This window comes from Flavobacteriales bacterium, from assembly GCA_016715895.1.
Taxonomy (GTDB): Bacteria; Bacteroidota; Bacteroidia; order Flavobacteriales_F; family PHOS-HE28; genus PHOS-HE28.
Window position 1 is genome coordinate 320510 of record JADJXH010000003.1, and the last position, 19422, is coordinate 339931.

16 protein-coding genes and 1 pseudogene are annotated in these 19422 nt (G+C 66.3%); 7 read left to right on the forward strand and 10 right to left on the reverse strand.

From position 1 onward, the window contains the following. Positions 1-175 precede the first annotated feature (175 nt). Entirely contained in the window at positions 176-649 is a 474-nt protein-coding gene (locus IPM49_01575) for a DUF4293 domain-containing protein (protein ID MBK9273214.1), read from the forward strand. A gap of 16 nt (positions 650-665) precedes the next feature. On the opposite strand, the gene IPM49_01580 is transcribed toward IPM49_01575, so the two are convergent. After that, positions 666-1211 carry a metallophosphoesterase family protein gene (locus IPM49_01580; protein ID MBK9273215.1) on the reverse strand — a complete coding sequence of 182 codons (546 nt, stop codon included), beginning with the start codon at positions 1209-1211 and terminating at the stop codon, positions 666-668. A 121-nt stretch (positions 1212-1332) separates the two neighbouring features. On the opposite strand from IPM49_01580, the gene truA reads away from it, so the two are divergent. From truA to IPM49_01595, 3 genes are all read left to right on the forward strand, one after another. Further along, positions 1333-2097 (forward strand): tRNA pseudouridine(38-40) synthase TruA, encoded by a 765-nt coding sequence (truA, locus tag IPM49_01585; GenBank protein ID MBK9273216.1) that lies wholly within the window; start codon positions 1333-1335, stop codon positions 2095-2097. Beyond that, positions 2094-3854 carry an ABC transporter ATP-binding protein gene (locus tag IPM49_01590; protein MBK9273217.1) on the forward strand — a complete coding sequence of 587 codons (1761 nt, stop codon included), beginning with the start codon at positions 2094-2096 and terminating at the stop codon, positions 3852-3854. Before truA ends, IPM49_01590 begins: the two co-directional genes overlap by 4 nt. Before the next feature lie 75 nt (positions 3855-3929). Beyond that, positions 3930-7655 carry a gliding motility-associated C-terminal domain-containing protein gene (locus IPM49_01595; GenBank protein MBK9273218.1) on the forward strand — a complete coding sequence of 1242 codons (3726 nt, stop codon included), beginning with the start codon at positions 3930-3932 and terminating at the stop codon, positions 7653-7655. Positions 7656-7661: 6 nt separating this feature from the next. On the opposite strand, the gene IPM49_01600 is transcribed toward IPM49_01595, so the two are convergent. Next, positions 7662-8726 (reverse strand): hypothetical protein, encoded by a 1065-nt coding sequence (locus IPM49_01600; GenBank protein MBK9273219.1) that lies wholly within the window; start codon positions 8724-8726, stop codon positions 7662-7664. Positions 8727-8809: 83 nt separating this feature from the next. Further along, positions 8810-11692, reverse strand: coding sequence for an excinuclease ABC subunit UvrA (uvrA, locus tag IPM49_01605; GenBank protein ID MBK9273220.1), 2883 nt, complete (start codon positions 11690-11692; stop codon positions 8810-8812). Positions 11693-11911: 219 nt separating this feature from the next. On the opposite strand from uvrA, the gene IPM49_01610 reads away from it, so the two are divergent. Beyond that, complete coding sequence (locus IPM49_01610; protein ID MBK9273221.1) at positions 11912-12499, forward strand: sigma-70 family RNA polymerase sigma factor; 588 nt, start codon at positions 11912-11914, stop codon at positions 12497-12499. Between the two features lie 160 nt (positions 12500-12659). Then, positions 12660-12833, forward strand: a complete 174-nt coding sequence (locus IPM49_01615; GenBank protein MBK9273222.1) for a hypothetical protein — start codon at positions 12660-12662, stop codon at positions 12831-12833. An 8-nt stretch (positions 12834-12841) separates the two neighbouring features. On the opposite strand, the gene nth is transcribed toward IPM49_01615, so the two are convergent. The 7 genes from nth to IPM49_01650 all read right to left on the reverse strand — a co-directional run bounded on the left by nth (position 12842) and on the right by IPM49_01650 (position 18001). Beyond that, a complete protein-coding gene (nth, locus tag IPM49_01620) occupies positions 12842-13486 on the reverse strand; it encodes an endonuclease III (protein MBK9273223.1) in 645 nt (214 codons plus the stop codon). A gap of 19 nt (positions 13487-13505) precedes the next feature. Continuing rightward, entirely contained in the window at positions 13506-13781 is a 276-nt protein-coding gene (locus IPM49_01625; GenBank protein MBK9273224.1) for a M15 family metallopeptidase, read from the reverse strand. Next, entirely contained in the window at positions 13724-14272 is a 549-nt protein-coding gene (locus IPM49_01630; GenBank protein ID MBK9273225.1) for a hypothetical protein, read from the reverse strand. The genes IPM49_01625 and IPM49_01630 overlap by 58 nt, the downstream gene beginning before the upstream one ends. A 37-nt stretch (positions 14273-14309) precedes the next feature. Further along, complete coding sequence (locus IPM49_01635) at positions 14310-14744, reverse strand: nuclear transport factor 2 family protein (protein MBK9273226.1); 435 nt, start codon at positions 14742-14744, stop codon at positions 14310-14312. Between the two features lie 74 nt (positions 14745-14818). After that, complete coding sequence (locus IPM49_01640) at positions 14819-16402, reverse strand: GMC family oxidoreductase (GenBank protein MBK9273227.1); 1584 nt, start codon at positions 16400-16402, stop codon at positions 14819-14821. A gap of 12 nt (positions 16403-16414) precedes the next feature. Then, entirely contained in the window at positions 16415-17479 is a 1065-nt protein-coding gene (locus tag IPM49_01645; GenBank protein MBK9273228.1) for an alkane 1-monooxygenase, read from the reverse strand. A 42-nt stretch (positions 17480-17521) separates the two neighbouring features. Continuing rightward, a complete protein-coding gene (locus tag IPM49_01650; GenBank protein ID MBK9273229.1) occupies positions 17522-18001 on the reverse strand; it encodes a hypothetical protein in 480 nt (159 codons plus the stop codon). A 115-nt stretch (positions 18002-18116) separates the two neighbouring features. Here IPM49_01650 and IPM49_01655 point away from each other — a divergent pair. Next, a pseudogene (locus IPM49_01655) lies at positions 18117-19337 on the forward strand (IS256 family transposase). The last annotated feature ends 85 nt before the right edge of the window (positions 19338-19422 follow it).

Consider the following 19422-nt stretch of genomic DNA (forward strand, 5'->3'; position numbering starts at 1 on the left):
TGGGGCGTTGGCGCGTGCTGCGCCTGGGCGGAGGACCCGGAGGGGTCTCGTGCGGTTCGAAAAGGACTTCGGGTGGGGCGCTGGCCACCTTGGGGGGGCCTGCGCGGTACGGTCGGCGCAAACGTAGATCATTCGGCGTGAACCACAAGCGGCCCCGTACCATCTTTGCCGGCGCATGATCCAACGCAAACAGACCCTGTTCCTGGCCTTGGCGGCGGTGGTGGCCGGCCTGGCCAACCTGTTCCCGTTCGCCACCTACTCCGTGGCCGATGTGCAGGTGGTGTTCCGCTCCACGGGCCTGTTCCTGGGCGATGGCGCTCCCCTGGAGGAGGCCAGCCCCAAGGTGCCGTTCGCCGCCGTCCTCGGCCTGCTCGCCGTGCTTCCCCTGGTCACCATCTTCCTGTACCGGGACCGCGCGCGCCAGGTGCGCTTCGTGCGCTTCACCTACCTGTTCGCCTTGGGCGCCCTGGCCTTCGGCGTCATCACCGACCGCTCGATCCAGGTCTACATGGCCGGTCGCGGCGAGGTGGAGGTGGCCTACGGTCCTGCTTTCGCCGCGCCGGTCCTGGTGTTGCTGCTGGCCTTTCTGGCCGAGCGGGGCATTCGCAAGGATGAGGCGCTGATCCGCAGCATGGACCGGATCCGGTGAGCGGATGCCCGGATGTTCATTCCGGACCCGCCACTGCCCCTCGCTTCCCCAGCTCCACCACCTCCAGGTCCTTCATCCGCCCGTCCGCGAGGGTGAACCGCAGCACGGTGCGCACCTGATGCCAGCCATGCCGTCCGCACGCGCCGGGGTTCATCGTGAGCACGTTCAATGCCGCGTCGAACTGCACCAGGCAGATGTGCGAATGCCCGCAGACGAAGAGGTCCGGAGGGTCGGCCCGCAGGGCCGCAAGCACGCTCTTGGTGTACCGGGGAGGGCGCCCACCGATGTGGGTGATCCATACGCGCACGCCGTGGAGCTCGAACCGCAGGTCGGTGGGGAAGGCCCGTCGCGCGGAGGCATCATCGATATTGCCGACGATGGCGCGCAGGCGCTTTCCGGGGAACCAGCGTTGAAGCGCATCGGTGACCTCCAGGCTGCCGATGTCGCCGGCATGCCAGATCTCGTCGCACCCGGCAAAATGGTCACGCAGGCGCGGATCGAGCCAGCCGTGCGTATCGGAAAGCAGGCCGATGCGCGCCTCATTCGCCCTACCGGTGGACATGCCGGCGAAGGAACGGAGCGGGACGGACACCAGCGGTGGCGGCGCTAGCTTTGCGGCCCGTTGCCCGACAAGGGTGTGCACGACAGGGCCCTTGGGCGCGACCGCGCAGGGCCCGAGACCGATGGAGATCATGCCCCGCTACTTCCTGGAGATCGCCTTTCTGGGCACGGCCTACCGGGGATGGCAGCTGCAGCCCGACCGCCCCAGCGTACAGGCCGAGGTGGAGCGCGCCATGCGCTTCGCGCTGCACCGCGAACGGGTGAGCGTGGTGGGTTGCGGGCGCACGGACACCGGGGTGCACGCGTCGCAGTTCTTCCTGCACTTCGACCATGGGGGAGAGGCCTTTCTGGACGACCGGTTCGTGTACAGCCTGAACAGCCTGCTGCCGGATGACATCGGGGTGAAGCGGTTGATCGCGGTGCCGGACGATGCGCATGCGCGCTTCAGCGCCACCGAACGCGGCTACCGCTACCGGATCCACCGGCGCAAGGACCCGTTCCTCGAGGGACGAAGCCATCTGTTGAGACCGGCGCTGGATGTCGGGGCCATGAACGAGGCCTGCGCTGCGCTCGTGGGCACGCAGGACTTCAGCAGCTTCTGCAAGGCCGGGAGTGATGCCCGCACGATGATCTGCGACGTGCGGCTGGCGCGATGGACCGAGCATGCGAACGGGTATGACTTCGAGATCAGGGCCGACCGCTACCTGCGCAACATGGTGCGCGCCATCGTGGGCACCTGCCTGCCGATCGGTCGCGGCCATCGCCCACCGGCGCACATGAAGGAGGTGCTGGCAGTGCGCGACCGTGGTGCGGCCGGCAGGTCAGCCCCGGCCCGTGGGCTCTACCTGGAACGTGTGACCTACCCCTTCATCCCGGTCACCGCATGAGCGCTCAGCCCAAGGCCTTCGACCGTCGCCTCTTCGCGCGCGTGATGGCGTTCGTGCGTCCGCACCGGGCCCTGTTCTGGTCCACCTTCGCCCTCACGGTGCTCCTCAGCGCCATCGGCGTGGTGCGCCCTCTGTTGATGGGCGACATGATCGACGGGTACGCGCTCACCGGCGACGGGGCCGGTCTTCTTCGCATGACCCTCATCGTCCTTGGGCTCCTGGTGCTGGAGACGCTCCTGAGCTTCCAGCAGACCTTCTGGACCAGCTGGCTGGGGCAGGCCGTGAGCTTTCAGCTCCGCACACGCCTGTTCGACCATGTGCTCGGCTTCAAGCTCCGCTTCTTCGATCGCACACCGATCGGCACCATGGTCACCCGGGTCATCAGCGACATCGAGACCATCGAGGACATCTTCTCGCAGGGCCTGCTCTCCATCCTGGGCGACCTGCTGAAGCTCGTGGTGGTGGTGGTGGTCATGTTCGCGGTGAACTGGAAACTGGCCCTGCTGAGCATGGCCCCGGTGCCCCTGCTGCTCTGGGGGACGAACATCTTCAAGAACAGCATCCAGCGCAGCTTCGAGGATGTGCGGACCTATGTGGCCCGGTTGAACGCCTTCGTGCAGGAGCACATCCAGGGCATGTCCATCGTGCAGGCGTTCGGCCGCGAGGCACAGGAGCTGCGCAAGTTCAAGGCGATCAACCGCGAGCACCGGTCGGCGCACATCCGGTCGGTGCTGGCCTATTCCATCTTCTTTCCCTTCGTGGAGATCCTGTCGGCGCTATCCCTGGCCTTCCTGGTGTGGTGGGGGGTGAAGGACGCCCTCGCCGGCAGCGCCACCTTCGGTGACATCGTCGCCTACATCCTGTTCATCAACATGCTGTACCGGCCCATCCGGCAGCTCGCCGATCGCTTCAATGTGCTGCAGATGGGCATGGTGGGAAGCGAGCGCGTGTTCAAGCTGCTCGACACCGAGGCCGCCATCACCGACAGCGGGCGGCTGGAGACCTCGGCGGTGCGGGGTCACATCCAGGTGAAGGACCTCTGGTTCGCCTACGGGGAGCCGAAGGACGGCGAGGGGACGCCGTGGGTGCTGAAGGGCATCGACCTGGACATCCCGGCCGGCACCACCGTGGCGCTCGTGGGGGCCACCGGATCGGGCAAGAGCTCGATGATCAACGTGCTGAGCCGGGCCTATGAGCACCAACGCGGGCAGGTCCTGCTGGACGGTGCTCCGGTGGAGGCCTACCGGCTCGCCGCGCTGCGGCGCTGCATCTCCGTCGTGCTCCAGGACGTCTTCCTGTTCAGCGGCACGGTGCACGACAACATCACGCTGCACGACCCGTCGATCACACGGGCACAGGTGGTGGCCGCCGCGCAGGAGGTGGGTGCCGACGCCTTCATCCAACGCCTGCCCAACGGGTACGACACCGATGTCCGCGAGCGGGGCGGCATCCTGTCCACCGGTCAGCGCCAGCTGCTCGCCTTCATCCGGGCCATGGTGCACCGGCCTGCGGTGCTGGTGCTCGACGAGGCCACCAGCTCGGTGGACAGCGCCAGTGAGCAGCTCATCCAGGAGGCCACCGAGCGCATCACCAAGGGGCGAACCAGCATCGTCATCGCGCATCGCCTCAGCACCGTGCAGAGCGCCGACCGGATCGTGGTGCTGGACAAGGGGCGGATCATTGAGCAGGGCACCCATCAGGAACTTCTCGCCCTCAACGGGGCGTATCGCCGGCTCTACGACCTGCAGTTCCGGTAGCTGTGCGTATTTTTTCGACGTACGGCAACGGTGGATCCGTTGGCCGCGTCTTTTGGTCAACCCCAACCCAGGTCCATGTTCAGCTCCTCGTACCGCCGGATCGTGCGCCTCTCGCTCTCGGTTCTCCTTGTGCTCCTCCTCGGCCGTCACACCTGCACGGCGCAGGGCATCGTGCCCACGATGGGCACCGAGTTCTGGTTGGGGTTCATGAAGAATTATCAGGGCAATCCGGTGCAGAGCCTCGACATCTTCATTTCATCGCCGACGAACACCTCGGGGCTGGTGGAGATGCCGCTGATGGGGTTCAGCCAGCCCTTCACCGTCACGGCGAACGTCACCACCACCGTCACGATCCCGCTGGCCCAGGGCATGCATCAGGCGAGCGAGGTGGTGGAGAACAGGTCCGTGCTCGTGCGCACCCAGGACACCGTGGCGGTCTTCGCCATCAACTTCGAGCAGTTCACCGCGGACGGCGCCGTGATCTATCCGGTGCAGTCCCTGGGCAGCGATTACCGGATCATGGCTTATCCGGGTCTCAGCGGCCTGCCCGACCTCGCCTCGGAGTTCCTCATTGTGGCGCGGCAGGACGACACGGAGGTGGAGATCATCCCCACGGCCACCACCTTTGGGGGGCAGCCGGCGGGGGTTCCCTTTACGGTGATGCTCGATTCGGGCCAGACCTACCAGGTGATCGCCGCCAACGAGCTTGGTGACTTCACCGGCACGGTGGTGCGGGGCACACAGGCCAGTGGCGAGTGCAGGACGTTCGCGGTGTTCTCCGGTTCGGTCTGCACCAACATCCCCGACGGCTGTTTCGCCTGTGATCACGTGGTGGAGCAGAACCTGCCCCGCCGGGCCTGGGGCACGCGCTACTACTCGGTACCCTTCAGCACCACCACGCAATACACCTACAGGGTGCTGGCCGACCTGGACGGCACACAGGTCACGGTGAACGGCGGGCCACCGATCAACCTCAACGCCGGGCAGTTCGTGGAGCTGAACAGCTTCGGCGACGCGGCCTGCTTCGAGGGCAACCAGCCATTCGTGGTGGCCCAGTTCATGGAGGGCATCACCTGCGGGTCCAACGGCGACCCGGCCATGCTGCTGCTGAACGCCGAGGAGCAGCGCATCGACCGCATCACGTTCGCCACGGTGGTCTCCACGGTGATCACGAACCACTATGTCAACATCATCGTGCAGCAACCCAATGTGGACGATGTGGTGCTGGACGGTGTTCCGGTGCCGTCGTCTGCGTTCACGCCCTACCCGGCCTGCACCACGGTGGCCCACGCCTCACTGCCGCTTCCGGTGGGCAGCCACACCCTGGAGTGTGTGGGCGGTCTCACGGCGTACGTGTATGGCATGGGCAGCGCCGAGAGCTACGCTTACTCCGTCGGCTCCTTCACGCCGGAGCCCATCCTTCCGCTGGACACCGTGCTGTGCCTGGCGGACACGAACACCACCATCACGCTCTCGATCCCCGAGCCGCTGAACGATCCCTACTGGACCACCCAGAGCGACCCGAACACGGTCCTGTTCCAAGGGGCCAGCTTCACCTTCACCCCGACGGCGTCCGACGTGTACATCGTGACGGGCACCTCGGGGATCAGCGGCTGCGAGAAGCAGTTCTTCTTCAGCATCGAACTGGCGATCCCGCCGGTGATCCAGGCCCTGGCGAGCGGTGACAGCACCGGGGTGGAGGCCTGCCTGCTGCAGCCGGTCCAACTGGGCGTGGCCGTCAGCCCGCCCGGGACCTACAGCTACACTTGGAGCCCGGGTGCCGACCTCAACGACCCGTCCATCTCCTCGCCGGTGGCGAGCCCGGCGCACACCACCTGGTACACGGTGGTGGTGAGCACACTGAACGGCTGTGCGGTGACGACCGACAGCGTGCAGGTGACCGTGGTGAACGGGGACGTGTTCTCGGTGACCACCACGGCGGTCCCCCCCTTGATCTGCACCGGCGAGCAGAGCCAGCTGGGGCTCAGCGCCCAGCAGGTGATCCAGGGGCTCGACGTGCTGGATGTGGCGCCGTCGTCCCTGTGGAACGGCATTCTGAACGGCAGCATCAGCAACGCCTGCGGATCCGTGGCCGGCAATGCGCTCTACTTCGATGGACCAGGACAGCGCAGCGCCACGGCGGGACCGGTCGACGTGTCCACAGGGGGGACGGTCCGGTTCGCGATCAAGATCGCCACGGGTACAGCGCCCTGCGAGGATGCCGATCCCGGGGAACATGTGGTGCTGGAGTACAGCACGAACGGGGGAGGGGCGTGGACGATCATGGACACCTACTACGAGTATGCGCACCCCACCTTCAGCGTGATCCAGGTGAACATCCCGGCACCGGCACAGACCGTGAGCACGTTGTTCCGCTGGCGGCAGCTGGCCAATGGGGGAACGGGCGAGGACAATTGGAGCCTGGATGATGTGGCGATCACCACCAACACGGTGGGGGGCTTGTCCTTTACCTGGACACCCGCCGCCACGCTCAATGATCCGTCCATCGCCGATCCGCTCGCGACACCGCCCACGGACCAGTGGTACACCGTGGACGTGTTCGATGCGCAGTTCGGCTGCACCTACACCGATTCGGTCTTCGTGCAGGTGGGTCAGTCCTTCGACCTGTTGCTGGTGGACGACACCACGATCTGCAGCGGCGGCTCGGTGGTGCTGAACGCGCAACCCACCTCGGGCACGGGCCACTCCTGGTCCTGGTCACCCGGTACGGGCCTCAACGCCACCTTCCTGCAGGCCCCCACGGCATCGCCCACGGCCACCACCACCTACTTCGTGACGGTGACGAACGCCGAAGGCTGTGTGCGCACCGATAGCGTCACCGTTCAGGTGGACGTGCCGCTGGTGGTGCTTGCCTTGAACGGCACCGATCCCATCTGCAGCGGCAGCAGCACCCAGCTCACGGCCGTGGTGAGCGGCGGGCAGGGCGGGTACAGCTACCTGTGGTCGCCTCCGGTGGACCTGAACGACCCCGGGGCGCAGGCACCCCTGGCCAGCCCCGGCAGCACCACGGTCTATACGGTGACGGTCACCGATACGCTCTGCGCCACAAGTGCCTCAGCCTCGGTGACGGTGAACGTGATCCCGGGTGTGGAGGTGGACCTCGGCCCCGATCAGGTGCTGTGCCCGGGTGCCGGCACGGTGCTGTCCACCGGCCTGGCCGGGCCCGACCATGTCTGGAGCACGGGCGCCACCACCTCGGGCATCACCGTGGATCAGCCCGGGACCTATTGGGTGGAGGTCAGCCTCGGCCAGTGTGGCGGAACGGACACGGTGGTCGTCTCACCCGCTCCCGATCCGGGTCCGCTCGACTTCGAGGCCGTGGCCTGCCCCGGCGACAGCGTGCTGCTGATCATCCCCTACGAGGGCGTGTCCTACACCTGGTCGGGCGGGGCCACCACAAGGGCCATCGTGGTGGGTGCGCAGGGCAGCTATGGCTTCAGCGTCACGGACGCCTTCGGCTGCACGTATTCGGGCATCGCGGCCGTGATCCCCGATCCGCTCGGGACGGACATCGTGGTGCCCAACGTCTTCAGTCCGAACGGGGATGGCAACAACGATCGCTTCGAGCCCATGGCCAACGGGAGCCAGGACGTGGAGGTCTCCATCTATGACCGCTGGGGGACCGAGGTGTTCCGTTCCACCAGCCTCGCCGTCACCTGGGATGGCAACAACCCGGACCGCAAGGCGAGCGAAGGCACGTACTTCTACGTGATCCGCTACACACCGTCATGCGATGACACCTTGCGCGAACTGCGCGGGCATGTCACCGTACTGCGCTGAACGGGCTCAGTACCGGGTGATGAGCGCGATGCCCTCGTAGGCCTTCAGGCTGCCCGGCGGAAGCATGCGGACATCACCGCCATGCCGCAGTTGCGCGGCGATGATCCGGTCCACCACATCCGCCTCGTCGGCCGGCGCATCAAGCTGCACGCGGTCGTCCACCACGGCCCCGGGGATCACCAGGTCGCGGTCGACCAGCAAGGTCTGTCCGCGGCCTTCCTGCACCCGTGCCCAGATGTCATCGACCGTGGTCACATGCTTGTCGGCGGGGGTCCTGGCCAGGGTCTCCAGATCGGCCAGGTGGCGCCGTTTCTGGTCTTCATAGGCCAGCGGCCACGCCTGCCGCACCAGTTCGGCCGGGGCCGCATGCTCGTGGTTGCCTTCGAGCTGGGCGATGAAGAGCCCGGCGTGGGGCGCGGCCTCCAGGAAGGGTGCATGATGGGTGGCCGTGGTGGCCACCACCACCCTTCCCTGTGGACCAACGGCCTGCTCCACGGCCTTGGCCACGTCGGCGTACCAATGGCGGGCCTGGTTGTCCTGGCCGCGCGAGGTGGTCACCTGCGCTGCATCGGTCGTGTAGTGGCGGTTCTCCAGGGGAAGTCCGCCGCGCACCTCACCCACCAGGTGGTCATCGTTCGCCGCGAAGAGCCGTGCCGCATGCTGGCTGAGTACCAGGACGTGATAGTGGACCGATCCGAGCCGCGCCCGGACCACGTCGCGCACCATGTAGGCGTCACCCACCACCACGCGCGCATCCACCGGGAAGGGCAGCTTCACGAGCTCGGCATGGTCGGCGGACGCGAAAAGCGCGAGGCCGTCCATGTGGTGGCCGTGGTCAACGGACGTGGCGAGGGTGTGCAGGCGATCGATGATGGGCGCCACCGTACGCTTCCCGCCCAAGCCGCCGAGGCGGTCCTCGGCCTGGCGGAGCAGGTCCTTCAACAGGATGATGTCCCGGTTCGCATCCGGCATCGTCCGGTGCGTGGGCAGGGTGAGGGTGACACAGGGCCCCGGTCGGGCTTCCATCAGGCGGTCGATCACCGGGTCGTGCAGAAGGGTGCGGGTGGTCATGATCAGGTCGGTTGGGGACCTTGAAGGTCCGGAACGACCGGATGTGCCGGCATGATGCCGGTCAAGCCGGAAGGCAACGATCGTCAGTTCAGCCTGCTGCGCAGGTGTGCGCCTGTGAGGCTGGAAGGGTGGGCGGCCAAGGCCTCCGGGGAACCCACGAAGACGAGCTCTCCGCCGGCATCGCCGCCATCGGGTCCCAGGTCGATGACGTGGTCGGCGCAGGCGATCACCTCCATGTTGTGTTCGATGCAGATCACACTATGCCCGTTGCGGATGAGCATGTCCAGGGCCTTGAGCAGCCGGGCGATGTCATGCACATGCAGGCCGGTGGTGGGCTCGTCGAAGATGAAGAGGGTGGGGCGCTCCTCCTGACCCTTGGTGAGGAAGCTGGCGAGCTTGATGCGCTGGGCCTCGCCGCCGCTGAGGGTGCTGCTGCTCTGGCCGAGCTTCACATAGCCGAGGCCCACGTCCTGCAAGGGTTTCAGCCGGTGCACGATGCGGGCGCAGGCCGCCGGGCCGCTCGCGCCGCCGAAGAAGGTGATGGCGTCGTCCACGGTGAGGTCGAGCACCTCGGCGATGTCGCGGCCCTGGAAGCGGACATCGAGCATCTCCTCCTTGAATCGCTTGCCGCGGCAGGCTTCGCAGGTGAGCCGGATATCGGCCATGAACTGCATCTCGATGTGCACCTCACCCTCGCCCTGGCAGGTCTCGCAGCGGCCACCGTCCACATTGAAGCTGAAGAAGGAGGGCTTGTATCCGCGCACACGCGCCACGTCCTGCTCGCTGAAGAGCTGGCGGATCTCCTCGTAGGCCTTCACATAGGTCACCGGGTTGCTGCGGCTGCTGCGGCCGATGGGGTCCTGGTCCACGAGCTCCACGGCCTCGATGCGTTTCAGGTCCCCTTCCAGGGCGCGGTGCTCGCCGGGGCGTTCGCTGAACCCCTCCAGCTCGCGGCGCAGGGCGGGGTACAGGATGCGCTTCACCAGGGTGGTCTTGCCGCTGCCGCTCACACCGGTCACCACGGTGAGCATGTGCAGGGGGAAGGCCACGTCGATGTCCTTCAGGTTGTTGGCCCGCGCACCCCGAACGATGATCCGGTCCTTCACGGGCCGCCGCCCGGTGGGGCGGGGGATGCGCAGACGGCCGGTGAGGTAGCGGGCCGTGAGGCTGTCGCTGGAGAGCAGGGCGGCATGGTCGCCCTGGAAGACCACCTGGCCGCCGTGCGAGCCCGCTTCGGGGCCCATGTCGATGATGTGGTCGGCCGCCCGCATCACCTCCTCGTCGTGCTCCACCACGATCACGGTGTTGCCCAGGTCGCGGAGGCGCTTCAGCACACCGATCAGGCGTTGGGTGTCGCGCGGGTGCAGGCCGATGCTGGGCTCGTCCAGGATGTACATGCTGCCCACCAGGCTGCTGCCCAGGCTGGTGGCCAGGTCGATGCGCTGGGTCTCGCCGCCGCTCAGGGTGTTGCTGCGGCGGTCGAGCGTGAGGTAGCCCACGCCCACATCGCTCAGGTATTGCAGGCGGTTGCGGATTTCGGTGAGCAGCCGGGCGGCCACATGCTGGTCATGCTCGTTCAGCTCCAGCGCGCGGAAGAACGCCAGCAGCCGGTCGATCGGCATGCGCACGAGCTCGGTGATGGTGCGGTCGGCGACGCGCACGTAGGAGGCCTCCTTCCGCAGGCGCGACCCGCCGCAGGACGGGCAGGTGGTCTTGCCCCTGTAGCGGCTGGCCAGCACGCGGTACTGGATCTTGTAGCTCTTCTCCTCCACGTACCGGAAGAAGGCATCGATGCCGCGGACGCCCCGGGCCCCCTTCCACAGCAGGTCGCGCTGCGGGTCGGTCAGGTCGCGGTAGGGCCGGTGGATGGGGAAGTCATGGCGTTCGGCCTGCTCGATGAAGGCGGTGCGCCATTCCCCCAGCTTCTCCCCGCGCCAGGGGGCCACGCATTCGTCATACACGCTCAGCCCCTGGTCGGGGATCACCAGGTCGTGGTCGATGCCGATCACGCTGCCGTAGCCTTCGCATTGGGGGCAGGCGCCCACCGGGTCGTTGAAGCTGAACAGGTTGGTGCTGGGTTCCTCGAAGCGCATGCCATCGCGCTCGAAGCGATCGTTGAGCACGGTACGGCGCACGCCCCCGCGTCCATCGTCCCCCAGAAGGTGCAGTTCGCCCTGCCCCTCGAAGAAGGCGGCCTCGGCACTGTCCGCGATGCGGCTGTCGTTCTCGGGATCGTCGGCCGTCACGCTCACGCGGTCCACCACCAGGGACCACTCGCCCGTGGGCAGGGTACGCGCCGCCAGCAGGTCCTCGATGCGGTGCACCGTGGTGCCGTCGTGGACCCGCGCGAACCCCTGCTGGTGGAGCACATCGAGGTGTTGGGCCATCGTGCGTCCGGAGGGCAGGTGGAGCGGGCAGAGGAGGAGGACGGCCGACCCGGCCGGATGGCTGTGCACGGTCCGCAGGACGTCCTCCACGGTGTGGCGCTTCACGGGTTCGCCGCTCACCGGACTGTAGGTGCGGCCGATGCGGGCGAAGAGGAGCTTGAGGTGGTCGTAGACCTCGGTGCTGGTGCCCACGGTGCTCCGCGGGTTGCGGGTCATCACCTTCTGTTCGATGGCGATGGCCGGGCTGATCCCGATGATGCGGTCCACATCGGGTTTCTCCAGCCGGCCCATGAACTGGCGGGCGTAGCTGCTGAGGCTCTCCACGTACCGGCGTTGTCCTTCGGCATACAGGGTGTCGAAGGCCAGGCTGCTCTTGCCGCTTCCGCTGAGGCCGGTGATCACCACCAGCTTTCCCCGCGGGATGTCGACGTCGATGTTCTTCAGGTTGTGGACGCGGGCACCCTGCACCCGGATCAGGCCGGGAGACCTGGTCGGGGCGGGCGGAGCACCGTTCGCGGAAGCGGGTGCGGACCTTCGGGTGCGGGAGGGGGTGGGCAAGAGCGGCGCGAAATTAGGCATCGGCCTGCCCGCTGTTCCCGGCAGATCACTACCTTCGCCTTGGTCCGACGAAAAGTTGACCCGGTCGCACAATACGGACGATCAGGCAACGTTCTCACCCCGGGCCACGTCATATCCCCGAACCCGGCCGACAGGCCCGCACCTTCAAAACCCCCTTCGCCCATCGCGTGACCACTACCCTGGATCGTTGATCCGAACCGGACAAAAAGGGAAGGTCACATGCGTACGAAGGTGCTCACCGATACGGAGCTCGTGCACGCCTATCAGGCGGGGAACGAGCAGGCATTCGAAACCCTGCTGCTGCGCCACAAGCGCAAGGTGTGGAGCCACATCTACCTGATGGTGCGTGACCGCGAGGTCACAGAGGACCTCTTCCAGGAGGCCTTCATCAAGGTGGTGCACACGCTCAAGACAGGGAAGTACAACGAGGAGGGCAAGTTCCTCCCCTGGGTGATGCGGATCGCCCATAATCTGGTCATCGACCACTTCCGGCGCGCCAAGAAGATGCCGCTCGTCCGGGGCTCGGAGGATCACGACGTCTTCTCCACCGTGGCGCAGCCCGACCGGAACATCGAGCAGCGGCTCGTGAACGTGCAGATCGACGAGGACGTGCGGCGGCTGATCGAGCACCTGCCCGAGGAGCAGCGCGAAGTGGTGATCATGCGCACGTACCTGAGCATGAGCTTCAAGGAGATCGCCGAGCACACCCAGGTGAGCATCAACACCGCCCTGGGGCGGATGCGCTACGCGCTGATCAACATGCGCAAGCTCATCAAGGAACACGACATCCATCTGGAGCGCGCATAGGCCTGCCAGCTGCATGTCCTTGAACGCCGGCCCGTAAGCCGGCGTTCGCATTTGCAGAGGGTAAGGCCTTGATGTTCAGGAGGTCCTTGGTTCGTTCGGGGGTGTGTGCAATAGCGGGCGGGGCGCTGGCGTTCTTCATCACGCACACCAACCCGATGGCATGAAGCACTCTACCCTCCGCCGGCGCGATCGCCGGTCATCCGTTCGCCGCAGCAGCATGGACCTCCAACCGGGTCCCCGGCCCTCCACCCTCCAGGCCATCCTGAGCTACAGCAAGGCGCTCTCCGTTGTGGAGGCTCCGCCACTGGGCACCGTGGCCTTGGTGCTCAACTGAGGCCCGGATCACCGGCCTGCGGTGAACAGCTCCTTCCGGCCGATCACGCTGCAGATGGGGCATTTGCGCGGATCGTGGCCTTTGGCCGGGCAGTGTTCGCGGCCGAAGTAGATGATCCGCAGGTGCAGGTCGGCCCATTCCTCCCTGGGGAAGAGCTTCTTCAGGTCGGCCTCGGTATGCTCCACGCTCTTCCCGTTGCTCAGCGTCCAGCGCCAGGCCAGCCGGTGGATGTGGGTGTCCACCGGAAAGGCCGGTACGCCGAAGGCCTGCACCATCACCACGCTGGCGGTCTTGTGGCCCACGGAAGGCAGCGCCTCCAGTTCCTCCAGGGTATCCGGCACCTTGCCGCCATGCTTCTCCAGGATGATCCTGCTGAGCCCGTGGATGCCCTTGGCCTTCGCGGGCGCCAGGCCGCAGGGCCGGATGATGTCCTCGATCTGCTGCACGCTCAGCTTCACCATCTGCTGCGGGGTGCGCGCCTTGGCGAACAGCAGCGGCGTGATCTCGTTCACCTTCCTGTCCGTGCACTGCGCGCTCAGCACCACGGCCACCAGCAGCGTGTATGCGTCCTCATGGTCGAGGGGGATGGACGTGCGCGGGTAGAGGTCGGCGAGCTTCTGCGCGACGAAGGCGGCTTTCTCGGCGCGGGTCATCGGTGCGAAGGAACAACGCTCACCGGATCCGTTCGCTCAGGTGGGCGCATCGACCGTGCGCCTTTTCGATGTGCTGGTGGTCCTGCGGCCGCTGCCAGCGGCCGCCCCAGGTCCAGCCGTGGGGGGTCAGGTGCTTCAGGATGCGGGCGCGGGTGAGGGTGCCCGGTCGCGCCGGGTCGTAGCGTCCGCTGGCGGGTTCGCGAAGCACGCCATCCGGTCCCTGTTTCACCAGCGGGTTCAGCAGCGGGTTGATGTCGATCGCGATCCCTTGGGCGTGCTTGGAGGTCTCGGGCACGTGGGCCTTGCCGCGGTAGTTGAAGGCGCTGGTGTTGTTGTCGGCATGGAGGCGGCATCGTCCCAGCCCGTGCTGTCGGCGTTGAGCCCGTAGCGGTTCACCGGCACCACCTTGGCGATGGGGAAGCGGTCATGCAGCAGTCCCTCGAAGATCGCCCGCACCTCGCCGGCCACGCACGCGTGCACCAGCAGGATGCCCGTGCACAGGCGGCTGGTGTCGACCGCCGAACAGCTGCTGTCCGCGAAGCCGTAGTAGGTGACCTCCACCGCCTCCAGGTGGTCGCGGATGCCAGGGTCCAACGGCCCGAGCTTGCGCTCGATGATCCGCAGTTGAACCTCCAGACCGGCGGTGTCGGCCAGGGTGCTATGCGCTATCAGCGTATCATGCCACCTGGGCTTCTTCTCGGTCCAGGCCGGAGGTTCATGGCTGTCCGACCCGCAGGCAAGGGCCAGCAGGTGGAAGAGCTGGATGCAGGGCAGGGCGTGACGCATCGAAGGACCAGCACCTGCAAAGGTGGGCGCCCGGACCTCACTCCGCCTTTTTGGGCAGGGGGCGCCAGGTGTAGCTCTTCTGCACGATCCGCCAGGCGCCTTCGTACCGGAGCAGCAGGAAGTAATCGGTGAACACCCGCCAGCCCGGCACCACGATCTCGGCCTTGGCCATGGCGGCGTTGTGCTCCACGTCGATGGAGATGATCCGGCCTTGGCGCTCGTTCCGTTCGCCCGGCTTGAACCCTGCGATGTACTTCTCCCCCGAGCGCACCCACAGGCTGTCGCGCTCATTCACCGTGTAGAGGTTGAAGTCGGGATGGAACGCGCGGCGTAAACGCTCCGGCTCGCCATTGGCCGTGCCCTCGATGTAGTCCATCAGCGTCGTACGGATCTGCTCGATGTCGGAGGTCGCGTTCTGAGCGAACGCTGATGCGATGGAGAACAGGCCGGTCAAGAGGAGAGGGGTGCGCATGGCGACAAAGTAGTCCCGCTCCGCGCAAGGCCGGTCCCGCCGGGACACGGTTCATCCCAGAAGGGCCGGGACGCTCAAGACCGGTTCTCCGCCACCTGCGCCATGGCGTGCTCGGCAAGGGCGGTGATGGTGAGGCTGGGGTTCACGCCGGGATTGGCCGAGATGGCGCTGCCGTCGCACACCCAGAGGTTCGCGTAGCCGAACACCCGGTTGTGCCGGTCGATCACACCGGTGGAGGCATCGGCGCCCATGCACGCGCCGCCGAGGATGTGCGCGGTGGTGGGGATGCCCAGCAGCGTCTCCTGCAGCAGCACCATGGCCTTGCCGTTCACGATGCGTTCCACCCGGTGGGCGATGTCCTGCGCCTGCGGGTTGAAGGCCGTGGGCGCTGCGCCCGACTCCAGGGCGCTCCGCGTGCCGAAGGTGCCGCGCTTCAGGCGGAGGGTGGAGTCGATGCTCTCCATGTAGAGCAGGATGTGCGTGCGCCGGCTCCAGTCGTTCACGAAGAAGGTGCGGAGGTACTGCCCCGGCTGCTTCAACGGCAGCAGCACCATGTTCAGCAGGCGCTGCGGCCAGGCGCTGCCCTTCACCATCGGCGCCATCAGGATCCGCCAGATGCCATTGCCGGGCGGGTACTTCACGGGCTCCACGTGCCGGTCCTGGTCCAGCTCCACGATGGAGCCGATGGCGATGCCTTCCGAGAAGGTGGCCTTGCGGTCGAAGGTGGTGACGCCGATGAGGCTCTCGGAGTTGGTGCGCACGCCGTGGCCCAAGGTGTCCGAGAGGTTCGGCAGGCTGCCGGCCTTCAGCTTCAGGAGCAGGGGCAGGGTGCCCATCACGCCGCCGGCGAACACCACGCCCCGCGCCGTCACCGTGCGGATGCGCGGGAACCAGCTGGACGGGTCGCGGTAACGGATGCGGTAGCCGGCGCTGCCATCGGGGCTCAGGGGCTTCACGTCCACCACCTCGGCGTTGGCGCGGATGGTGCAGCCCAGCTGTTGCGCCAGGTGCAGGTAGTTCTTGTCGAGCGTGTTCTTGGCGTTATGCCGGCAGCCCAGCATGCAGCCGCCGCACTGGATGCAGCCGGTGCGGTCGGGTCCCTTGCCGCCGAAGTAAGGGTCCTTCACGGTGACGCCTGGTGTGCCGAAATGCACGGCGGCATCCACGGTGCTGAAGCCTTCGGGGACGCCCAGATCGGCGGCCAGCTCCTGCATCACCAGGTCGCTGCGGCTGGTGTAGGGGTGGCGCTCGGTGCCGAGCATGCGCCTGGCCAGAGCGTAGTACGGAGCCAGTTCGCGCTCCCAGTCGCACAGGTCCTTCCAGCTGCCGGTGTGGAAGAAGGGCGCGCGGGGCACGGGCAGGGTGTTCGCGTAGACCAGCGAGCCACCGCCCACGCCGGTGCCGCTCAGCACCGTCACATGCCGGAAGAAGCTGATCTTGAACAGGCCCCGCCAGCCCAGACGAGGCGCCCAGAGCCAGCGGCGGAGGTTCCAGTTGGAGCTGGGAAAGTCGGCTGGCTTGTTGAACCACCGGCCCTTCTCCAGCACCAGCACGCGGTAGCCCTTCTCGCTGAGGCGTAGCGCCGCCACCGAGCCGCCGAAGCCGCTGCCGATCACCACGTGGTCGACGTCGAAGGAAGGCGTTCCCGGTTCGTGCATCCGAGCTGTGGGTCAAGCGAGCTCGTCCCTGCCCAGCCGCTCCTTCAAGCGGTCGATCTCGCGGTCCATCACGCGGAACCACAGGGGCGGGAAGAAGGCCAGGGCCATCATGGCGGGATAGCCGGCGGGCAGCTGTGGGCTCTCGTCGAAGTGGCGCAGCACCTGGTACGTGCGGCTGGCCAGGTAATGGTGGTCGCTGTGGCGCGTGAGCTCCAGGAGGATCAGGCGGCCGAGCGGGTGGTCGGAGTTCCAGGAGTGGATGGGCAGCGGACGTTCGTAGCTGTCGCCGTTCCTCTTCCGCCGCAGGCCGTAATGCTCGATGTAGTTCACCGTTTCCAGCAGCAGGATGCCGATGAGCGCGGCCCCCAAGAACCAGCCCATCACTTCCACGCCGAATTGGGCCGCGATCGCAACGACCAGCGCGACCTGGATCACTTGGAAGCCCAGCATCTCGTTGTGCCAGCTCCACACGGGCAGGCCCTTCTTCCGCAGCCGTTGCGCTTCCAGCTTCCACGCGCTGAGCCAGCTGCCGGTGATCGTGCGCACGAAGAAGGCGTAGAGCCACTCGCCGCGCCGGCTGCTGGCGGGGTCCGCGTCGGTGCTCACGTGTTTGTGGTGGCCGCGGTTGTGCTCGATGAAGAAGTGGATGTACAGCGTGGTGAGCAGCAGCGCCTTGGCCATGAACTGCTCGTGCTTGGTGGGCCGGTGCCCCAGCTCGTGCGCGGCGTTGATGCCCAGCACGCCACAGGCCATGCCGAAGGCCGAGGTGAGCCCCAGCTTCACCACCCACGAGAGCTCCGCGGCGCTCACTTGCACCAGGAAGAAGAGCAGCAGGCCCCATTGGATGGGCACCAGGCTGTAGAGGATGAGGTCGTAGGTGCGGTCCTGCCTGGCCACGGCCTCCTGCACGGCATCCAGGTTGCGCGGGTCGGGTTTCAGGAACAGTTCAATGACCGGCAGCACCCCGAAGACGAAGGCCACCGCGGCGAAGGACCATGCGTTCCGCACCGCGAGCGAGGCCGCGACCACCCCGGGGATCAGGTAGACCAAGGAGTACTTGAGCGCGTTGGGGCGCATGGATGACAAGGATGCCCCGAAGTTATTGAGCCCAAGGGGCGGCTACCACGTGTACGCATGCGGTGTGCTTCCCCGGATGAAGGTGTGCGACCGCGTGGGCAGCTTCTCGCCCTCCACATGCACCAGGTTCTGCTGTTCGTAGAAGAGGTCCTGCAGCAGGGTGTTCTGCACCAGCAGATCCTTCGGTGAGGTGATGCTGTCCACCTGCAGGTAGCAGTAGAGCGTTTCGCCGTCGAGCTCCTTGCCGATCCAGGTCCAGGTGAGCTGTTCCTCCTGCATCAGCACGAGGTGCTGCCTGAAGTAGGTGTTCAGGATGCTGTCGGCCTTGGGGTGCTCGCGATCGGACCCGAGCTTCAGCGGGGCCACGTTCTCCAGGGCATGCTCGATGTCGTGGGCCGTGATCCGCCAGGTGAGGTCGAGGGTCTGCGTGGCCGGGGAATGGCGGATGGTGAGGATGGAGACAAAGAAATCGTGGACGCTCAGCGCTCCGGTGAGGAAGAGGGCGAGGAGGGAGGCTTTCATACCGGTACAAAAGTGGGGATGAGTGGCGAGTCATGAGTAGCGAGTGGCGAGTAAATGCCGCGAGACTGTTCAGTAAAGTGTGTCAGGCCGGATTGCGAACTTCAACACCTGACCCATGGAGGACAAGACGGACAAGTTCGATTACGAAGCCTTCGAGAAGGAGGCCATGAAGCAATTGCTACTGGGCAAGCCCTTGAGCGGCAGCGATGGGGTGCTGACCCCGCTGGTGAAGCGACTGATGGAGGCCTCGCTACGGGGCGAGCTGAGCGCTCACCTGGCCGAGGAGCCGCCTGGAGGTAACCGGCGCAACGGACATGGGCGCAAGCGGATGAAGACCGCCCACGGAGAGGTGGAGATCGCCACGCCGCGCGACCGTGAGGGAACCTTTGACCCGGTGCTGCTGCCCAAGCGCGAGCGCGTGCTGAACGCCGAGCTGGACATGAAGATCATCAAGCTCTACGGGCTTGGGATGAGCCAGCGCGACATAAGCGACCATGTGCGGGACCTGTACGGCATCGAGGTGAGCGAGGCCACGATCAGCGCGGTGACCGACCAGGTGATCGCCGATGTACAGACCTGGCGGCAGCGGCCCTTGGAGGCGCGCTACGCGATCGTGTGGCTCGATGCCATCCACTTCAAGGTGAAGCAGGAAGGGCGCGTGGTGAACAAGGCCGTATACACCGCCTTGGGCGTTGGCCCCGATGGCCACAAGGACCTGCTGGGCCTGTACGTGGGGCAGAGCGAAGGGGCCAAGTTCTGGCTGGGCGTGCTGGGCGACCTGCGCCAACGCGGCGTGGAGGACATGCTGATCGCATGCATCGACAACCTGAGCGGCTTCTCCGACGCGATCTCCTTGGTGTACCCACAGAGCGATATCCAGCTCTGCATCGTGCACCAGGTGCGCAATACCCTGAAGTACGTCAGCTACAAGCACTACAAGGAGGTGGTCAAGGACATGCGGGCCATCTACCGGGCTCCTGGTGAGCAGCAAGCGCTGCATGCCCTGGAGGTCTTCAGCGACAAATGGGGGGAACGCTACCCGCAGGCGGTGAGCTCCTGGCACACCAACTGGCCGCTGCTGGCCAGCCAGTACCGCTACAGCGAGCGCATCCGGCGGCTCATCTACACCACCAATCCCATCGAGGGCTTCCACGCTCAGCTGCGCAAGTACACCAAGACCAAGCGCGTCTTCGACAACGACATGGCCCTGCTCAAGCTGCTCTATCTGGCCCAGCAGCGCATCGTGGAGAAAATGGCCGCCAAGCCCATCTTCGCTTGGAGGGAGATAGCCGCCGAGCTACGCCTGCTCTTCGGCCCACGCTTCGATCCACAGGCGATCAACACCGATCAACAGGTTCTGAGTCTCCCCCGGACCCCCTCGTTCAAAACCCAACAACATCAACATCGTCAGCAATAACGAT

Coding starts and splice junctions, on each gene's coding strand:
- IPM49_01595 (MBK9273218.1), top strand. CDS start 3,930: ATGTTCAGCTCCTCGTACCGCCGGATCGTGCGCCTCTCGCTCTCGGTT.
- truA (MBK9273216.1), top strand. CDS start 1,333: ATGGAGATCATGCCCCGCTACTTCCTGGAGATCGCCTTTCTGGGCACG.
- IPM49_01600 (MBK9273219.1), bottom strand. CDS start 8,726: ATGACCACCCGCACCCTTCTGCACGACCCGGTGATCGACCGCCTGATG.
- IPM49_01650 (MBK9273229.1), bottom strand. CDS start 18,001: ATGAAAGCCTCCCTCCTCGCCCTCTTCCTCACCGGAGCGCTGAGCGTC.
- IPM49_01580 (MBK9273215.1), bottom strand. CDS start 1,211: ATGTCCACCGGTAGGGCGAATGAGGCGCGCATCGGCCTGCTTTCCGAT.
- IPM49_01610 (MBK9273221.1), top strand. CDS start 11,912: ATGCGTACGAAGGTGCTCACCGATACGGAGCTCGTGCACGCCTATCAG.
- IPM49_01615 (MBK9273222.1), top strand. CDS start 12,660: ATGAAGCACTCTACCCTCCGCCGGCGCGATCGCCGGTCATCCGTTCGC.
- IPM49_01640 (MBK9273227.1), bottom strand. CDS start 16,402: ATGCACGAACCGGGAACGCCTTCCTTCGACGTCGACCACGTGGTGATC.
- IPM49_01645 (MBK9273228.1), bottom strand. CDS start 17,479: ATGCGCCCCAACGCGCTCAAGTACTCCTTGGTCTACCTGATCCCCGGG.
- IPM49_01590 (MBK9273217.1), top strand. CDS start 2,094: ATGAGCGCTCAGCCCAAGGCCTTCGACCGTCGCCTCTTCGCGCGCGTG.
- uvrA (MBK9273220.1), bottom strand. CDS start 11,692: ATGCCTAATTTCGCGCCGCTCTTGCCCACCCCCTCCCGCACCCGAAGG.
- IPM49_01630 (MBK9273225.1), bottom strand. CDS start 14,272: ATGCGTCACGCCCTGCCCTGCATCCAGCTCTTCCACCTGCTGGCCCTT.
- IPM49_01575 (MBK9273214.1), top strand. CDS start 176: ATGATCCAACGCAAACAGACCCTGTTCCTGGCCTTGGCGGCGGTGGTG.
- nth (MBK9273223.1), bottom strand. CDS start 13,486: ATGACCCGCGCCGAGAAAGCCGCCTTCGTCGCGCAGAAGCTCGCCGAC.
- IPM49_01635 (MBK9273226.1), bottom strand. CDS start 14,744: ATGCGCACCCCTCTCCTCTTGACCGGCCTGTTCTCCATCGCATCAGCG.